We start from the raw sequence: 15,423 nt of genomic DNA on the forward strand, positions 1-15,423 counted from the left end.
GATCATGTCGTCGCTGGAATCACCAACCCGACCCCACCCGGTTGACGAGAAACTGCCGCTGCTGCGGCTGCTGGCACTGGGCATGCAGCATGTGATGGTGATGTATGCGGGCGCCATCGCCGTGCCGCTCATCATCGGCGGCGCGCTGAAGCTGCCAAAGGACCAGATCGCGCTGCTCATCAACGCCGACCTGTTCGCCTGCGGCATCGTCACGCTGATCCAGACGCTGGGCTTCTGGAAGTTCGGCATCCGCCTGCCGGTGATGATGGGCGTCACCTTCGCCGCGGTGGGGCCGATGGTCGCCATGGCGGGGAACCCGTCGCTGGGGCTGCTGGGCATCTACGGCGCGGTGATCGGGGCCGGCGTCTTCGCCACACTGGCCGCACCGCTGGTCGGGCGCCTGCTGCCGCTGTTCCCGCCGGTGGTGACGGGCACCGTCATCGCCATCATCGGCATCTCGCTGATGCGGGTGGGCATCACCTGGGCCGGCGGCGGGGCCGGGAACCCGAACTTCGGCGACCCGCTCTATCTCGGCATCGCGCTGTTCGTGCTGGCGGTGATCCTGCTGGTGACCAAATACGCCAAGGGCTTCTGGGCCAACATCTCGGTCCTTCTGGGCATCGTCGCGGGCTTCGCCCTGACCATGGCGCTGGGGCTGGTCAGCTTCGACGGGGTGGGACAGGCCAAATGGGTGGACGTGATCTACCCCTTCCAGTTCGGCATGCCGGTGTTCGAGTTCTGGTCGATCCTGACCATGTCGCTGGTGATGATCGTCGTGATGATCGAATCCACCGGCATGTTCCTGGCGGTGGGCGAGATGGTCGGCCGCCCGGTGACGCCGGATCAGTTGACGCGCGGCCTGCGCACGGACGGGCTGGGCACGCTGATCGGCGGCGTCTTCAACACCTTCCCCTACACCTCCTTCTCGCAGAATGTCGGGCTGGTCGGGATCACCGGGGTGCGCAGCCGCTGGGTCTGCGTGGCGGGCGGCGTCATCCTGGTCGCCTTCGGCCTGTTCCCGAAGCTGGCCCACGTCGTCGCCTCCGTCCCCACCTATGTGCTGGGCGGGGCCGGGCTGGTGATGTTCGGCATGGTGGCGGCGACCGGCGTCAAGATCCTGGCGAAGGTCGATTACACGGCCAACCGCGGCAACATCTACGTCGTCGCCATCAGCATCAGCCTGGGCATGGTGCCGTTGGTCGCCGACAAGATCTTCCAGAAGATGCCGCCCTTCCTGTCGCCGCTCCTGCACAGCGGCATCCTTCTGGGCACCATCGCGGCGGTCCTGCTGAATCTGTTCTTCAACGGGCTGGGCAAAACCGACGCGAAGGCGTTCGTCGCCGCCGCCAAGACCGCGGAGGCGTGAGACACGGGTCCGTTACGCGATGCCAAGGAAGACCGCCAGCGAGGCGCCGATGCGCTTCATGTCGGCGTCCGGCAGGTGGCCGAAAATCTTGCCGACGCGCGCACGGCGGATGGTGGCGATCTTGTCGATCTGCACCCAGGACCGAACGCGCAGCCCGTTCGTCTCATCGGGTTCCAGCGCGGGGCGGAGGATGGGGGCTTCCGTCTCCTCCCCCGTGATGAGACACACCGTGACGCTGTCCATCGTGTCGAACAGGTCCGACTGGATGACGACCGCCGGACGCGGCTTGCGCTCGTAATCGCCGTTCTGCGCGATGGTCACGAGGTCGCCGCGTCTCACGGGGCGTCCTCGCCGAACAGGTCGTCTTCGATGGACTCCAGGAACTCCAGGCTGCCGTCCCGGCGATCCGCCGCATTGACGGCGATGCACTGGCGCCGTGCCTCTTCCCGGAATCCCGCCGCGCGGGTGTCGGGCACCCAGATCTGGACCGGGCGCAGCCCCAGGGCACGGAGGTGATCGCGGTGCTGCCGGACCCGGCTGCGGACAGGCTGAACCATTTTCCCCTCCTCGCGAATGTGTTACATGTAACGTAACGCGAAGAGGGAAGAATGGCAAGATCGGCGCGAGCCCCCTTACGCCGCCGGTTCGCTGCCGTAGACGGACTTGGTCTCCAGGAACTCCTCGAAACCGGTCTCGCCCCACTCGCGGCCGATGCCCGACTGCTTGTAGCCGCCAAAGGGAGCGGCGAGGTCGATGGAGGCGCCGTTCAGATGCACCATGCCGGTGCGCAGACGCTTCGCCACCGCCCGCGCCTCGTCCACCGTGCCGGCGTAGACATAGCCGGACAGGCCGTAGAGGGAGTCGTTGGCGCTGCGGATCGCCTCCTCCAGATCATCGTAGGGACGGATGGTCAGGACCGGGCCGAAGATCTCCTCGCGCATGATGGTCATGGTGTCGGTGGCGCGGCTGAAGACGGTGGGCTTGGCGTAGAAACCGCGCTCCAGCCCGTCCGGACGGCCCGGACCGCCGCACAGCAGGCTGGCGCCTTCCTCGATGCCGGCCTGGATGAGGCGCTGCACCCGCTCGTACTGGCGCTGGTTGGCGATGGGGCCGACGCCGGTGCGGTCGCCGCGCGGATCGCCCACCACCAGACGGGCGCAGACCTGGGCGGCGATCTTCTCCACCTCGTCCAGGCGGGAGGCCGGGACGTACATGCGCGACGGCGCGTTGCAGCTCTGCCCGGTGTTGGACATCATCGACCGCACGCCGTGGGTCACCGCCTTGGTCAGGTCGGCGCTCTCGCAAATGATGTTGGCGGACTTGCCGCCCAGTTCCAGCGACACGCGCTTGATGCTGTCGGCGGCGTTGTGGGACACCGACGCCCCGGCGCGGGTGGAGCCGGTCAGCGACACCATGTCGACCAGCGGGTGCGAGGCCAGGACCGGGCCGACCACCGCGCCGTCGCCGTAGAACATGTTGAAGACGCCCGCCGGAACCCCGGCCTCGTGCAGGATCTCGGCGAAGATCCAGGCCGAATAGGGGGCGAACTCGCTGGGCTTCAGCACCATCGTGCAGCCGGTGGCCAGCGCCGGGGCAACCTTGCAGGCGATCTGGTTGATCGGCCAGTTCCACGGCGTGATCATGGCGCACACGCCCACCGGCTCGCGCAGGATGCGGGTGGTGCCGCGGGTCCGCTCGAACGGATACTCGCGGGCGGCCTCCAGCGCGGTCTTGAAATGGGCCAGCCCCATGAAGGCCTGCGCCGGCTTTGACAGGGCCGCCAGGGGCGCTCCCATCTCCTCGGTGATGGCGTCGGCCACGTCGTCCATGCGCTTCTCGAACAGCGCGCAGACGGCGGCCAGCAGGTCCAGCCGCTCGTTCAGGGGGGTGCGGGAAAAGCCGTCGAAGGCGGCGTGGGCCGCCGCCACAGCGCGCCGCGCATCCTCCGGCCCGCCGAGCGCCACGGTGCCCGACACCTGCTCCGTCGCCGGGTTCACCACCTCCATCACGGTGGCGCCCGCCGCGGGTTCGGTCCAGGCGCCGCCGATGTAGAAGGATTGGCAGGTCTTCATCTCTAATCCCCTCGCTCTCTTGTCGTTGGCGTTTTCGGGTGAAACGATCCTGCCCCGTCCGGAGCCGTTTGCCAAAACATTCCCGCCGGAAAAACCGGATAGGTCAGAAGACCGGACCCTGTTGACAGACCAATGGTTTCAAGTTCTGATCGTTGTACACGAACCTGCCGCCGCCACCCTTGGCGGTGAGCCGATCGACAAGAACCGGGTCGCGCGAATGGCGGCCCAAGGGTGTGGGAGCCTGCTTCACGGGTACAATCCGACCGTACAAAAACAGGGGGACGAGGGATGGCCTTGCGTGATCGGCATTTGCGTGACCGGCGTCTTGCGGATGTGCTGCGTTCCGGAACCTTGAGACCGCTCCTTCCGGGGCTTGCCGCCCTGGCCCTGCTGGCCGCCGTCCCGGCGCCATCGCAGGCGGCGACCCTGACGGTGGGCACCTCGGCGGAGCCGAGCGCGCTCGACCCGCACTACCACAACCTCGGCCCCAACACGCGCGCCCGCAAGCATGTGTTCGAGTCGCTGGTCAGCATGGACGCCAAGATGCGGCTCCAGCCCGAACTGGCGGAAAGCTGGCGCGCGGTCGATGAGACGACCTGGGAATTCAAGCTGCGCAAGGGCGTGAAATTCCACGACGGCACGGAGTTCACGGCGCAGGATTTCATCTACACGGCCTGCCGCATCCCGAACGTCGCCAACAGCCCATCCTCCTTCACCGTCTACACCAAGGGCATCGCCGCCATCGAGGCGCCGGACCCGCACACCCTGATCATAAAGACGGGCAAGCCCTACCCGCTGCTGCCGGTGGAGCTGTCCACCTTCGGCATCATCTCCGCCAAGGCGGCGGGCGGCGAGACGGTGACCTTCGACAAGGCGGGCTGCAAGGCCGACTCCTGGCCGAGCACGCAGGCCTTCAACGACGGCTCGCTGATGATCGGCACCGGGCCGTTCAGGCACAAGTCCTACACCAAGGGCGACCGGCAAATCCTGGAGCGCAACCCGGACTATTGGGGACCGCAGCCGGCCTGGGACACGGTGGTCTTCCGCCCGATCACCAGCGACGGGCCGCGCGTCGCCGCGCTGCTGGCGGGCGACGTGGACATGATCGAATCGCCGCCGGTGCAGGACATCGAGCGGCTGAAGTCCGCCCCCAACGTCGCGCTGGCCCAGGCCCAGTCGAACCGCGTGATCTATCTGGCGCTGGGCGTGCAGGACACCCCGCCGACCATCACCGGCACCGACGGCAAGAATCCGCTGAAGGACCCGCGCGTCCGCAAGGCGCTGTCGCTGGCGGTGGACCGCGACGCCATCGTGAAGCGCATCATGATGGGCGTGGCGGAGCCGGCGAACCAGTATCTGCCCGCCGGATTCTACGGCAACAACCCGGAGGTCACCGTCGCCACCGACGCCAACAAGGCGAAGCAGCTCCTGGCCGAGGCCGGCTATCCGAAGGGCTTCCAGCTCACGCTCGGCACGCCGAACGACCGCTACATCAACGATGACAAGGTGGCCCAGGCGGTCGCCCAGATGTTCACCCGCATCGGCGTCCAGACCCAGGTCGACGCGACCACCGCCAACGTCTTCTTCTCCAAGCGCAACAAGCAGGAATACAGCGTCTTCCTGGCCGGCTGGGGTGCGGATTCGGGCGAGATGTCCTCCCCGCTGAAGGCGCTGATCGCCACGCCGGTCAAGGAGAAGGGCTACGGCACCACCAACTACACCAGCTACTCCGACCCGGAGTTGGACGGGATGCTGGACACGGCCCTGGCGACCGTGGACGACGCGAAGCGGGAGACGCTGCTCCAGGCCGCGGTGAAGCGGGCGATGGACGCCGACATCATCATCCCCCTGCATTACGAGGTGACCGTCTGGGCGATGAAGAAGGGGCTGAGCTACGAACCGCGCGCCGACCAGTACACGCTGGCGCAGAAGGTGGTTCCTGCGAAGTGAGCGATTTGCCCCTTTCCCCTCTGGGGAGAGGGTGCCCGCGCAGCGGGCGGGTGAGGGTCGTTCGAGGATCAAGGCGCTGATTCTCGTCGGTACCCTCACCCTCCCACGCTGGCGCGCGGGCCCCTCCCTCTCCCGGGGCGGGAGAGGGGACTTCTCCTACCCGTCCACCCACAGGCTAACGGCTCCATGCTTGTCTTCATCCTCCGGCGGCTGGCGCAGAGCGCGGTCGTCGTGGTGGCGATGTCGGTGCTGGTCTTCGCCGGCATCTTCGCCATCGGCAATCCCATCGACGTGCTCATCAGCCCCGAGGCCGACGAGATCGAACGAGCCGCCGCCATCGCCCGCCTCGGCCTCGACCGGCCCATGCACGAGCAGTTCATGCGCTTCGTGGACGGTGCGCTCGGCGGCGATCTCGGCACCAGCTTCGTGCATGGGGTCCCGGCGCTCGGCCTCGTGCTCCAGCGCTTTCCGGCGACGCTGGAACTGGCGCTCTGCGCCATGCTGGTGGCGGTGGTGCTGGGCATCCCGTTGGGGCTGTGGGCCGGGCTGAAGCCGGACTCCCTGGCCGGGCGGGTCATCATGACCGGCTCCATCCTGGGCTTCTCGCTGCCCACCTTCTGGGTCGGGATGATGCTCATCATGGCCTTCGCGGTGACGCTGGGCTGGCTGCCGGCGGGCGGGCGCGGCGAGACGGCCAGCCTGTTCGGCGTGCAGTGGAGCTTCCTGACCGCGGACGGGCTGGCGCATCTGATCCTGCCCGCCGTCAATCTGGCCCTGTTCAAGCTGTCGCTGGTCATCCGGCTGGCCCGCGCCGGCACGCGGGAGGTGGCGTTGCAGGACTATGTGAAGTTCGCCCGCGCCAAGGGGCTGGCGCCCGCGCGGGTGGTCGGGGTGCACATCCTGAAGAACATCATGATCCCGGTGGTGACGGTGCTGGGGCTGGAGCTTGGCAGCGTCATCGCCTTCTCGGTGGTTACGGAAACGGTCTTCGCCTGGCCGGGCATGGGCAAGCTGCTGATCGACAGCATCCTCCAGCTCGACCGGCCCGTGGTGATCGCCTATCTGCTGGTGACGGTGCTGCTGTTCGTCGTCATCAACCTGCTGGTCGATCTGGTCTATTCGCTGCTCGATCCGCGAATCCGGCTGAGCGGGGGACGGGCATGAGCACCGTCGCGGCCAAAGCCCCGGCGGTCGAGACGCCCCTCCTGCGGCTGGCGCGGGAGTTCGCGCGGTCGCGCACGGCGCTGGCCGGGCTGGCGGTGCTGGTCCTGATCGTGCTGGCCGCCCTGCTCGCCCGCTGGGTGGTGCCGCAGGACCCCTACGACCTCGCCCAACTGGACATACTGGACGGCATGATGGCGCCGGGCACGCTGGGCGGCGGCGGCTGGACCTATTGGCTGGGCACCGACGACCAGGGGCGCGACATGCTGTCGGCCATCGTCTTCGGCCTGCGCACCAGCCTGCTGGTCGGGGTGGTCGCCACGCTGATCGCGCTCGCCGTGGGGGTGGCGGTCGGGCTCCTGGCCGCCTATGCGGGGGACCGGGTGGACGGGCTGGTGATGCGGCTGGTGGACATCCAGCTCTCCTTCCCGGCCATCCTGATCGCGCTGATCCTGCTGGCCCTGCTGGGCAAAGGAGTGGACAAGGTGATCGTCGCGCTGGCCGCCGTGCAGTGGGCCTACTACGCGCGGACCATCCGCGGCTCCGCCCTGGTGGAGCGGCGCAAGGAGTACATCGAAGCCGCGCAATGCCTCGCCCTTCCCCACCGGCGGATCATGATGCGCCACCTGCTGCCCAACTGCCTGCCGCCGCTGATCGTGGTGGCGACGGTGCAGGTCGCCCACGCCATCGCGCTGGAGGCGACATTGAGCTTCCTCGGCGTCGGCGTGCCGGTGACCCAGCCATCGCTGGGGATGCTGATCGCGTCGGGCTACCAGTACATGCTCTCGGGCGATTACTGGGTCAGCCTGTTCCCCGGCCTCGCCCTGCTGGTCACCATCGTGGCGATCAATCTGGTGGGCGACCGGCTGCGCGACGTCCTCAATCCACGGTTGAACCATTGAGAGGGGGCACGCGATGACCGAACCCCTGCTGCGCGTGGATGGGCTGAAAACCCATTTCCTCACCCGCGCCGGTGTCGTGAAGGCCGTGGACGGGGTCAGCCTGCATCTCGCCCGCGGGGAGATCCTGGGGCTGGTGGGCGAATCCGGCTCCGGCAAGTCGGTGACCGGGCAATCGATCCTCGGCCTCGTCGATCCGCCGGGGCGGGTGGTCGGCGGGCGGGTGCTGTTCAACGGGGAAGATTTGATCACAGCCGGGGAGAAGCGGCTGCGCGCCATCCGAGGGCGGCGCATCGCCATGATCTTCCAGGACCCGATGATGACCCTGAACCCGGTGCTAAGCATCGGCACTCAGATGGTCGAGGCCGTGCGGGCGCATGAAAAGGTCAGCCGGGCGGAGGCGTGGGAGCGCTCCCGCCGGGCGCTGGCCCGCGTCGGCATCGCGTCGCCCGACGAGCGGCTGGCGTCCTACCCGCACCAATTCTCCGGCGGGATGCGCCAGCGCGTGGCCATCGCCATCGCGCTGCTGCACTCCCCGGACCTGATCATCGCCGACGAGCCGACGACCGCGCTCGACGTCACCATCCAGGCGCAGATCCTGTTCGAGGTGCAGACGCTCTGCCGCGAGACCGGGACGGCGCTGATCTGGGTGACCCACGACCTTGCCGTCGTCTCGGCCCTGGCCGACCGGGTGGCGGTGATGTACGCGGGCCGGGTGGTGGAGACCGGCACGGTTGCGGAGATCATCGGCAGCCCGCGCCACCCCTACACCCGCGGACTGCTGGAGTCGGTGCCCAGCCGCAACCGGCGCGGCGTGCCGCTGCGCTCCATCCCCGGCATGACGCCCTCCGTCCTCGATCTGCCGGAGGGCTGCGCCTTCCGCCCGCGCTGCGACCGGGCCACCGGAGCCTGCGCCGTCATGCCGGAACTGGCCGGGGACCGGGAGGACCGGGCCTGGCGCTGCTGGCATCCCTTCGAAGCCGAAGCGCGGGGAGACGCTGCATGACCGCCGCCCCCATTGTGGCTCCCATTTTGGAACTGGACGGCCTGACCAAGCGCTTCGCGCGCAAGCTGGATGTGGTGGAGCGCTTCGCCCGCCGGCTGGGGGCGGCCATCGACGACCGGGCGGTGCAGGCGGTCAGCGGCGTGGACCTGTCCATCGCGGCGGGCGAGGTGGTCGGGCTGGTCGGCGAATCCGGCTGCGGCAAGAGCACGCTGGGCCGCATGGTCGCCGGCATCCTGCCGCCGAGCGCCGGTGCCATCCGCTGGCGCGGCCGGAACATGCGGGACCTGTCCCCGGCGGACCGCCACCACGCCAACCTGAAGATCCAGATGGTCTTCCAGGACCCCATGGCCTCGCTCAACCCGCGCCTGCGCGTGGCGGACATCGTCGGGGAGGCGCCGGTGGTCCACGGGCTGGTCCCGCGGCGGGAGGCGGAGGACTATGTGGCCGCGATCCTGCGGCAGGTCGGGCTGGACCCCGCCTATCTGCGCCGCTACCCGCACCAGTTCTCCGGCGGGCAGAGGCAGCGCATCGGCATCGCCCGCGCGCTGGCCGTGAAGCCGGACGTGCTGGTCTGCGACGAATCGGTGGCGGCGCTGGACGTGTCGATCCAGGCGCAGATCATCAACCTGTTCATGCGCCTTCGCGAAGAGCTGTCGCTCACCTATCTCTTCATCAGCCACGACCTGGGCGTCGTGGAACACATTTCCGACCGCACCGCGATCATGTATCTTGGACGGATCGTGGAGTTGGCCCCGACACCGGAGCTGTTCGACAAACCCAATCATCCCTATGCCAAGGCGCTGTTGGACGAGGCGCCGCGCGTGTCCGTGGAGAAGCGGCGGTTCGCGCCGATCCGCGGAGAGATTCCATCGCCCCTCGACCCGCCGCCGGGCTGCGCCTTTCACCCGCGCTGCCCGCACGCGATGCCACGCTGTTCGGCGGAACGCCCTGCCCTGCGCGAGATCGCGCCCCGGCGCTGGTCCGCCTGCCATCTGAACGAAACCACAGGTCCATGATGCCCTCACCCGATCCCGCCGGCCCATCCGCGTGCAGCCCGCGCACGCTGGAGCTGCTGCGCGACCTGATCGCCTTCGACACGACCAGCCGCAATTCGAACCTCGACCTGATCCACTACATCCGCGATCATCTCGCGGCGCTGGGGGTGCCCAGCACGCTGGTGTTCAACGAGGATCGGACCAAGGCCAACCTCTACGCCACCATCGGCCCGGCGGACCGCGGCGGCGTCTGCCTGTCCGGCCACACCGACGTGGTGCCGGTGGACGACCAGGACTGGTCCAGCGATCCCTTCACCCTGACGGAGCGCGACGGCAAGCTGTTCGGGCGCGGCACGGCGGACATGAAGGGCTTCGTCGCGGCGGCGCTGGCCATGGCGCCGGATTTCCTGGCCGCCAACCTGACGACGCCGATCCATTACGCCTTCTCCTATGACGAGGAGTTGGGCTGCATCGGCGTTCCCGGCCTGCTGAACCAGCTCGCCGGGATGGCGGCGAAGCCGCGCCTGTGCATCGTCGGGGAGCCGACGCGGATGCGGGTGATCGTCGGCCACAAGGGCAAGGTGGCGCTGCGCTGCCGCGTCCACGGCCACGCCTGCCATTCCTCGCTGGCCCCGCAGGGGGTGAACGCGGTGGAGTACGCCGCGGAACTGGTGTCCTTCCTGCGCGGCATGGGCCGCCGCTTCGCCGAGCAGGGGCCGTTCGATCACGATTACGACGTGCCCTACACCACGGTGCACACCGGGGTGATGGAGGGCGGCACGGCCCGCAACATCGTCCCCTCCGACGCCTCCTTCGAGTTCGAGATCCGGCATCTGGCCGACCATCCCGTGGCCCCGATGCTGAAGGAGCTGCGGGACTTCGCGAAGGCCTTGGAGCCGGAGATGCGCGCCGTCCGCCCGGATGCAGGCTTCTCCTGGGAAACGCTGTCGGACAGCCCGGCGCTGGACACCCCGCCGGAATCGGAGGAGGTGACGCTGGTCAAGAACCTCGCGGAGCAGAACGGCCATGGCAAGGTGGCCTTCGGAACGGAGGGTGCGCTGTTCACCAGCATCGCCGGCATCCCCGCCGTGGTCTGCGGCCCCGGCGACATCGAGCAGGCCCACAAGCCCGACGAGTATGTGGAGCTGAGCGAACTCGCCCGCGCCGAGCGCTTCCTGCACCGTCTGAAGGACGCCGCGGAGAAGGGCCTGTAACGCAAGAGGGCCGGAGCGTCGCCGCTCCGGCCCCCTATTCAAACGTCCCTCGGACCGTTGCGCTACGCCGGTCAGTGGACCTCCACGCTGACGATGGCCGGCAGGGTGCGCAGGAAATTGACACCCGTGTCGGTCGCCTCGACGACGAGGTGACCGGAGCGGTCGTGCCCGCGCAGGCGGGCCTCCGCGCCCATGCCGGCGGTGCGCAGCACCTCCGACAGGTCGGACACCGCGGTGCGGACCCAGGCCCGATGCTCGGCCATGCTCTTGTACGCTGTTGCTTCCGCCTGATTCAGGGTGACTGTAAAGGTGTGCAGCTCGATGGTCATAAGAGCTCCGGAGTGAACCGATTGTTCTGGGACAAGCTCAGATTTTGACGCTGTTCGAGCATCCGCTCCGCCCCAACCGGACGGCGATTCAAGGATATGGCTGGAAAGGGACGTGCGGACACTTGCCGGTTGGCGGATAAAGCCGGGGATCAGCCGATCGGCGGAAAGGGTCCCTTTCGATTTGGGGAGCAAACAAACAGCAGTGTAACCGATCTCCGCGCCCCGCGCTTGTGATATCGTGGGAACGCAGCCTTGCGCGGGACGCGAGCAGATCGGCGTAGAGGCGCTTGCCGCAGCCCTGGCCCGCTGATGAAAAACCGCGCAATGATTCAGCCGCGGGTGCGCAGCCGGTTGCGGACCCGCTTGAGCGGCTGCTTCAGTTCCATGGCGTCGAGCAACGCCCCTGCGGCCTGCCGCAGCGAGGCCGATGCGGACTTCATCGCCCGGATGTGACCGGGTTCGGGTCGGTCGGCTTCCGGGCGGATGGCTCCCACCCGCTCCTTCAGCCGCTCCAGCCACTCCCCCTCCACGCCGTGCTGGCGCGCGTAGTCCAGGATGGAGCGCAGTTCGGCTGCCTGCGGCTCGTTGCGCACGGGGATGCCGCCGATGCGGCCGGGGTCGAGCGGCCCGTCGAAGCATTCGGGAGCGGCCACCCCGGCGGCGGCGAAGTTCATCCGCGTGCGCACGCACTTCTCGCACACCCCGCAATTCCGGTACTGCTCCACCCCTTCCCAGCAGACGCGCAGGGAGAGGACGGCCTCCGGGTGGGCGGCGACCGCCGCGGCCTTCTCCGTCCGGGACCAGGCCGCCCCGTCGTGAACGATGGAGAATCCGTCGCCGGACAGCAGATGGTCGGCGATGGGGGTGGTGCCGTAGGGGATGACCAGCGCGTCGTAGGGCTTGGTGCTGCCGATCAGCCCGAACTCGAACTCCGCGCCGTAGAGATGCAGGCAGGCCGCCAGCTCCGCCGCGTGGGAATCCTGCCAGTTCTGGAGATGCAGTTCCTTGCTGTTGGTCCGCACCACACGCAGATCCAGCCCGACCAGATCGCGGAAGGGCCGGGTGCGCTCGACCAGCCGCTCGAAATCCTCGGGGTGGTCGAGCGCCACGTCGAAGCCGTGCACCATCAGAAGCGCCCCGACGCTGTGGCGCCGCTCCGGCGGCAGGAGCAGCCGGTGGCGCAGGATGGTGAAGGTGCTGTCCAGCCCGCCGGAATAGGCGGCGATGGCCCGCCGTCCGGGCTTGGGCGCCGTGCGGTCGACGACGGCTTCCGGGATGATCTCCACCGTCCGGTAGCGGTCGGGTCGCCAGCGTCGCCACACACCCTGGAGCGTGTCGATGTTGTGCAGCGCCGTGCGGGTCACCGGCCCGTGCACATGAACGGGAAGGCCCCGCTGCATGGCGTGGAACAGGAAGGCCATGACCGCCCCGTCCATGGGCCGGTCCTCCGCCGTCCCGATCGGGTCCTCGAACTCGTAGACCACGCGGTTCCGGCGGCGGGTGCCGTCCTCGGACAGCAGGACGGTGCGGCGCACCATGCCGCCGCTTCCCGTCTCCTCGATGCCGATGTGAAGCCCCCTGCCCGCCATGCGTCCCGACGTCCTCTCCAGTCCAGGTCCCGGGATGACAGACGGATGCGGGGCGCTATCGTTCCCAGCCGGCCAGCCAACTGTCGATGTAATTGGTCAGCTTCCCGTAGGAGTTGTCGCGCACCTGAACCGGCAACCCCATCATCAGGGCCAGCAGCATCCCGTGCAGGCGGTTGGTGACCACGGCGTTGGCCGCGCCGAAATGGGCGACGGCCTTGCGGATCAGCCGGTCGCGGATGGGATACCAGCTCCGCACCGGATCGGCGGGGAGCGGCACCGCGTCGTCCAGCCGGATCAGCCGGGCGGCCAGCGCGAATCCGGCGAAATCCTCCGGTCCGCACAGATCCTCCCAGTCGAAGACCGGCGAGTCCTGGCGCAACCAGTGGCGCCCCGCGCATTCCTGGTCGCGCCGGGCCATCACCAGCAGAGTCGTGTCGTGGGCCGGGCGGACCGGCGTCAGACGTGCCGGATAGCGGGTCAGGTAATGGGCGAGGTCCGGCACCTGGATCGCCCGTTCCCCCAGAAAGGGCCGCACCAGCTCGAGCGACGGTGCGTCCCGCGCCATGAAGACCAGATTGCGGTGCGCCGCCCAGCGCTTCATGTCGTGGCGCAGGCGGTCGTGGTCGCGGTAGTAGACCGTCTGCGGCAGCAGGACGATGCGGCTGGACGGAAAGCGCTCCAGCACCTTCTGCCGGAACAGCTCGTGATGGGGGTAGAGATCCCCGAAATTGCCGCCGCCGTGCAGCAGGATGGTGGCTTGCCCGTCGCGCTGGCGGCGCAGCAGGCGCCGGGCGTTGCCCAGAGTCACCCGCTCCCGTATCTCCACGCCGCCGTCGGCGAACAGCATCTCCGCGGCTTGGTTGATCAGCAGATCCCCGGTGTTCAGATGGACCGGGATGTCCGCATAGACGGCGGGACCGCTGCCGAGATGCGGCAGAACCGCATCCCGCACCCGCAGCGACAGGGCCTCCAGGGCCGCAAGATCCGGGTCCAGCCAGAGGTCGGCCGATCCCGAATCCGGCCCACCAGCAGACCCGGCGGCTGCGCGTCCCCCGGCACCGCCGTCATAACACCACGTATCCATGGCCAATGGCCCGCCCCCACAGAAGATTGGTCCCGGAAAACTGGTCACACCCGCTCCCAGACATGGCGCCCCCGGAGATGGAAGAGAAGTGACACGCCCCGGTCCAATGTGAATGGGAGTGATGCGTGAAAGTTCTCTCCCAAAGGAATGCGCCTGGATTCGCCGGTTTTACCCGTCCGAAAGGGCAGGGAACTTTCGCGGTAGTCGTTCCGGCACGTCGTGCGGAGCTGGAATATTCGTACTCATATAATTGGTTCGCAAACCAATTCCGTCATCATCCCCGTCGCCATGTGCAGCAGGTTGTGGCAGTGCAACGGCCAGCGCCCCGGATTGTCGGCGTCGAAGGCGATGGTGACGGTCCCGTTCAGCGGCACCAGAACCGTATCGCGCACCGCCCCGGCCAGCGCCGTCCCGTTGAGCGCCGTCACCTGGAAATGCTGGCCGTGCAGGTGCATCGGATGGGCCATGGGGCTGTCGTTGACCATGGTGACGGTCACGCGCTGCCCTTTCTGCACCGTCAGCGACCTGTGCTCGCCGAAGGGGCGGTCGTCGATGGTCCAGACATAGGGGGCCATGCCGCCGGTCAGCCGGATGGTGAAGGCCGCGTCGGCGGGGCGCGGCGCCAATGGTTCCAGCGCCGTCAGCCGCCGCTCCAGCGACAGGTCCACCGGCCCGGCGGCGGTCCCGGCGAGGCCCGTGGTCTTGGTCACCGCCGCGCCGGGGGTGGCGAGAACGATGCCGGTGCGCTGGCGCTCCCCCTCGCGCTGCGCCAGGATGGGGAAGGCGCCGCCCTCCGCGGGCAGTTGGACCAGGATGTCCAGCCGTTGGCCCATGACCATGCCGAAGCGGCGCCCGGTCACCGGTTGCACCGGGTTTCCGTCCGCCGCGACCACCGTGCCGTCCAAGACGCCGAGGTCGATGTGGAAGGCCGTGGAGGTCGCCCCGTTGATGAGCCGCAGCCGGACCCGCCCGCCGCGCTCCACCCGCACGACCTCCGGATCGTCGAGTGTGCGGTCGTTGGCAAGGTAGGCGTCGTACTCGACGTCGTTCAGGTCCATGGCGGCCCCGCCGGACATCGGCGTGGCGCCGCCATGCCCTCCATGGCCGCCGCCGTGACCGCCCCCATGGCCGCCCCCGTGTCCCCCGTGCCCTCCATGACCTCCATGCGCCATCCCGCCGCCGGTCAGCGTGGCGAGGACCTCGGCGGGGTCCCGGAAGGTGAAATCGTGCAGCAGGACGGTGACCTCCTGCGCGTCCTCGCGCCGGTCCCCAACGGTGCGGACGATCAGGGGGGCCGCCATCAGCAACTGCTCCTGAAGGCCGTGGTGCGAGTGCATCCAGTGCGTTCCGGGCCGCGGCTCGAAGTCGTAGCTCTGGCTGGCGCCGTCCCGGATCAGCGGGCGGTTCGCGTCGGCCACGCCGTCCTGGGCATAGGGCGGAGTCATGCCGTGCCAATGGATGACGGTGTCCTCTCCCGCCCGGTTCGCCAGATCGACCAGAAAGCGCTGCCCCGGATCGAGAAACAGGCCGGAGGTCCCGTCCGGCTGGCGGATGCCGAAGACCGGGGCGGGTTTGCCCATCACTTCCAACACGCGCCGCTCGACGGTGAGTCGAACCGGGCCCGCGGCCCGCGCGGGGCGGATGACGGCGGGAATCAGGGTGGAAGCGCCGCCCAGCGCGGCAACCGCCGCCGCCGAGGTCAGGAAACGGCGGCGGGTCTGAAGAATCGTCATGATGCAATGGTCCGTTTTTGGGAAA

Annotated in this window: 14 protein-coding genes; 7 read left to right on the forward strand and 7 right to left on the reverse strand. The window is 68.6% G+C overall.

Annotated elements, in window-relative coordinates; genetic code table 11:
- Positions 1 to 4: 4 nt before the first annotated feature.
- Positions 5 to 1,366, forward strand: coding sequence for a nucleobase:cation symporter-2 family protein (locus tag DS843_RS28310; protein ID WP_208852350.1), 1,362 nt, complete (start codon positions 5 to 7; stop codon positions 1,364 to 1,366).
- Between the two features lie 12 nt (positions 1,367 to 1,378).
- On the opposite strand, the gene DS843_RS28315 is transcribed toward DS843_RS28310, so the two are convergent.
- From DS843_RS28315 to DS843_RS28325, 3 genes are all read right to left on the reverse strand, one after another.
- Positions 1,379 to 1,705: a type II toxin-antitoxin system PemK/MazF family toxin gene (locus DS843_RS28315; RefSeq protein ID WP_149472167.1), complete on the reverse strand. Its 327-nt coding sequence runs from the start codon at positions 1,703 to 1,705 to the stop codon at positions 1,379 to 1,381.
- Positions 1,702 to 1,923, reverse strand: coding sequence for an antitoxin MazE family protein (locus DS843_RS28320; RefSeq protein ID WP_149472168.1), 222 nt, complete (start codon positions 1,921 to 1,923; stop codon positions 1,702 to 1,704). Before DS843_RS28320 ends, DS843_RS28315 begins: the two co-directional genes overlap by 4 nt.
- Before the next feature lie 75 nt (positions 1,924 to 1,998).
- Complete coding sequence (locus tag DS843_RS28325) at positions 1,999 to 3,438, reverse strand: aldehyde dehydrogenase family protein (protein WP_149472169.1); 1,440 nt, start codon at positions 3,436 to 3,438, stop codon at positions 1,999 to 2,001.
- Positions 3,439 to 3,789: 351 nt separating this feature from the next.
- On the opposite strand from DS843_RS28325, the gene DS843_RS28330 reads away from it, so the two are divergent.
- The 6 genes from DS843_RS28330 (at position 3,790) to argE (ending at position 10,663) form a co-directional block, all read left to right on the forward strand.
- Positions 3,790 to 5,388, forward strand: a complete 1,599-nt coding sequence (locus tag DS843_RS28330) for an ABC transporter substrate-binding protein (RefSeq protein WP_286192374.1) — start codon at positions 3,790 to 3,792, stop codon at positions 5,386 to 5,388.
- Positions 5,389 to 5,574: 186 nt separating this feature from the next.
- Positions 5,575 to 6,552: an ABC transporter permease gene (locus DS843_RS28335; RefSeq protein WP_149472171.1), complete on the forward strand. Its 978-nt coding sequence runs from the start codon at positions 5,575 to 5,577 to the stop codon at positions 6,550 to 6,552.
- Positions 6,549 to 7,451, forward strand: a complete 903-nt coding sequence (locus tag DS843_RS28340) for an ABC transporter permease (RefSeq protein WP_149472172.1) — start codon at positions 6,549 to 6,551, stop codon at positions 7,449 to 7,451. Before DS843_RS28335 ends, DS843_RS28340 begins: the two co-directional genes overlap by 4 nt.
- A gap of 13 nt (positions 7,452 to 7,464) precedes the next feature.
- Positions 7,465 to 8,454, forward strand: coding sequence for an ABC transporter ATP-binding protein (locus DS843_RS28345; RefSeq protein ID WP_149472173.1), 990 nt, complete (start codon positions 7,465 to 7,467; stop codon positions 8,452 to 8,454).
- The gene (locus DS843_RS28350; RefSeq protein ID WP_149472174.1) at positions 8,451 to 9,470 is read left to right on the forward strand and encodes an ABC transporter ATP-binding protein; all 1,020 of its coding nucleotides are present in this window, start codon (positions 8,451 to 8,453) and stop codon (positions 9,468 to 9,470) included. Before DS843_RS28345 ends, DS843_RS28350 begins: the two co-directional genes overlap by 4 nt.
- A complete protein-coding gene (gene argE / locus DS843_RS28355) occupies positions 9,467 to 10,663 on the forward strand; it encodes an acetylornithine deacetylase (protein WP_149472175.1) in 1,197 nt (398 codons plus the stop codon). The genes DS843_RS28350 and argE overlap by 4 nt, the downstream gene beginning before the upstream one ends.
- A gap of 71 nt (positions 10,664 to 10,734) precedes the next feature.
- Here the strand turns inward: argE and DS843_RS28360 are convergent, their stop codons facing one another.
- The 4 genes from DS843_RS28360 to DS843_RS28375 form a co-directional block, all read right to left on the reverse strand.
- Complete coding sequence (locus DS843_RS28360; RefSeq protein WP_149472176.1) at positions 10,735 to 10,992, reverse strand: hypothetical protein; 258 nt, start codon at positions 10,990 to 10,992, stop codon at positions 10,735 to 10,737.
- A gap of 329 nt (positions 10,993 to 11,321) precedes the next feature.
- Positions 11,322 to 12,581: a hypothetical protein gene (locus DS843_RS28365; RefSeq protein WP_149472177.1), complete on the reverse strand. Its 1,260-nt coding sequence runs from the start codon at positions 12,579 to 12,581 to the stop codon at positions 11,322 to 11,324.
- 55 nt (positions 12,582 to 12,636) lie between these two features.
- On the reverse strand, positions 12,637 to 13,665 hold the full coding sequence (locus DS843_RS28370) for a polysaccharide pyruvyl transferase family protein (RefSeq protein WP_149472178.1): 1,029 nt from the start codon (positions 13,663 to 13,665) through the stop codon (positions 12,637 to 12,639).
- 242 nt (positions 13,666 to 13,907) lie between these two features.
- Positions 13,908 to 15,398, reverse strand: coding sequence for a multicopper oxidase family protein (locus tag DS843_RS28375; protein WP_149472179.1), 1,491 nt, complete (start codon positions 15,396 to 15,398; stop codon positions 13,908 to 13,910).
- Positions 15,399 to 15,423 lie beyond the last annotated feature (25 nt).

Origin of the sequence: Roseomonas genomospecies 6 (assembly GCF_008365375.1) — a bacterium.
Taxonomy (GTDB): domain Bacteria; phylum Pseudomonadota; class Alphaproteobacteria; order Azospirillales; family Azospirillaceae; genus Azospirillum.

Bases quoted from the DNA above. Each gene is read 5' to 3' on its own strand.
- DS843_RS28310 (WP_208852350.1), top strand. From the start codon at position 5: ATGTCGTCGCTGGAATCACCAACCCGACCCCACCCGGTTGACGAGAAA.
- DS843_RS28320 (WP_149472168.1), bottom strand. From the start codon at position 1,923: ATGGTTCAGCCTGTCCGCAGCCGGGTCCGGCAGCACCGCGATCACCTC.
- DS843_RS28325 (WP_149472169.1), bottom strand. From the start codon at position 3,438: ATGAAGACCTGCCAATCCTTCTACATCGGCGGCGCCTGGACCGAACCC.
- DS843_RS28335 (WP_149472171.1), top strand. From the start codon at position 5,575: ATGCTTGTCTTCATCCTCCGGCGGCTGGCGCAGAGCGCGGTCGTCGTG.
- DS843_RS28340 (WP_149472172.1), top strand. From the start codon at position 6,549: ATGAGCACCGTCGCGGCCAAAGCCCCGGCGGTCGAGACGCCCCTCCTG.
- DS843_RS28345 (WP_149472173.1), top strand. From the start codon at position 7,465: ATGACCGAACCCCTGCTGCGCGTGGATGGGCTGAAAACCCATTTCCTC.
- DS843_RS28350 (WP_149472174.1), top strand. From the start codon at position 8,451: ATGACCGCCGCCCCCATTGTGGCTCCCATTTTGGAACTGGACGGCCTG.
- argE (WP_149472175.1), top strand. From the start codon at position 9,467: ATGATGCCCTCACCCGATCCCGCCGGCCCATCCGCGTGCAGCCCGCGC.
- DS843_RS28360 (WP_149472176.1), bottom strand. From the start codon at position 10,992: ATGACCATCGAGCTGCACACCTTTACAGTCACCCTGAATCAGGCGGAA.
- DS843_RS28365 (WP_149472177.1), bottom strand. From the start codon at position 12,581: ATGGCGGGCAGGGGGCTTCACATCGGCATCGAGGAGACGGGAAGCGGC.
- DS843_RS28370 (WP_149472178.1), bottom strand. From the start codon at position 13,665: ATGGATACGTGGTGTTATGACGGCGGTGCCGGGGGACGCGCAGCCGCC.
- DS843_RS28375 (WP_149472179.1), bottom strand. From the start codon at position 15,398: ATGACGATTCTTCAGACCCGCCGCCGTTTCCTGACCTCGGCGGCGGCG.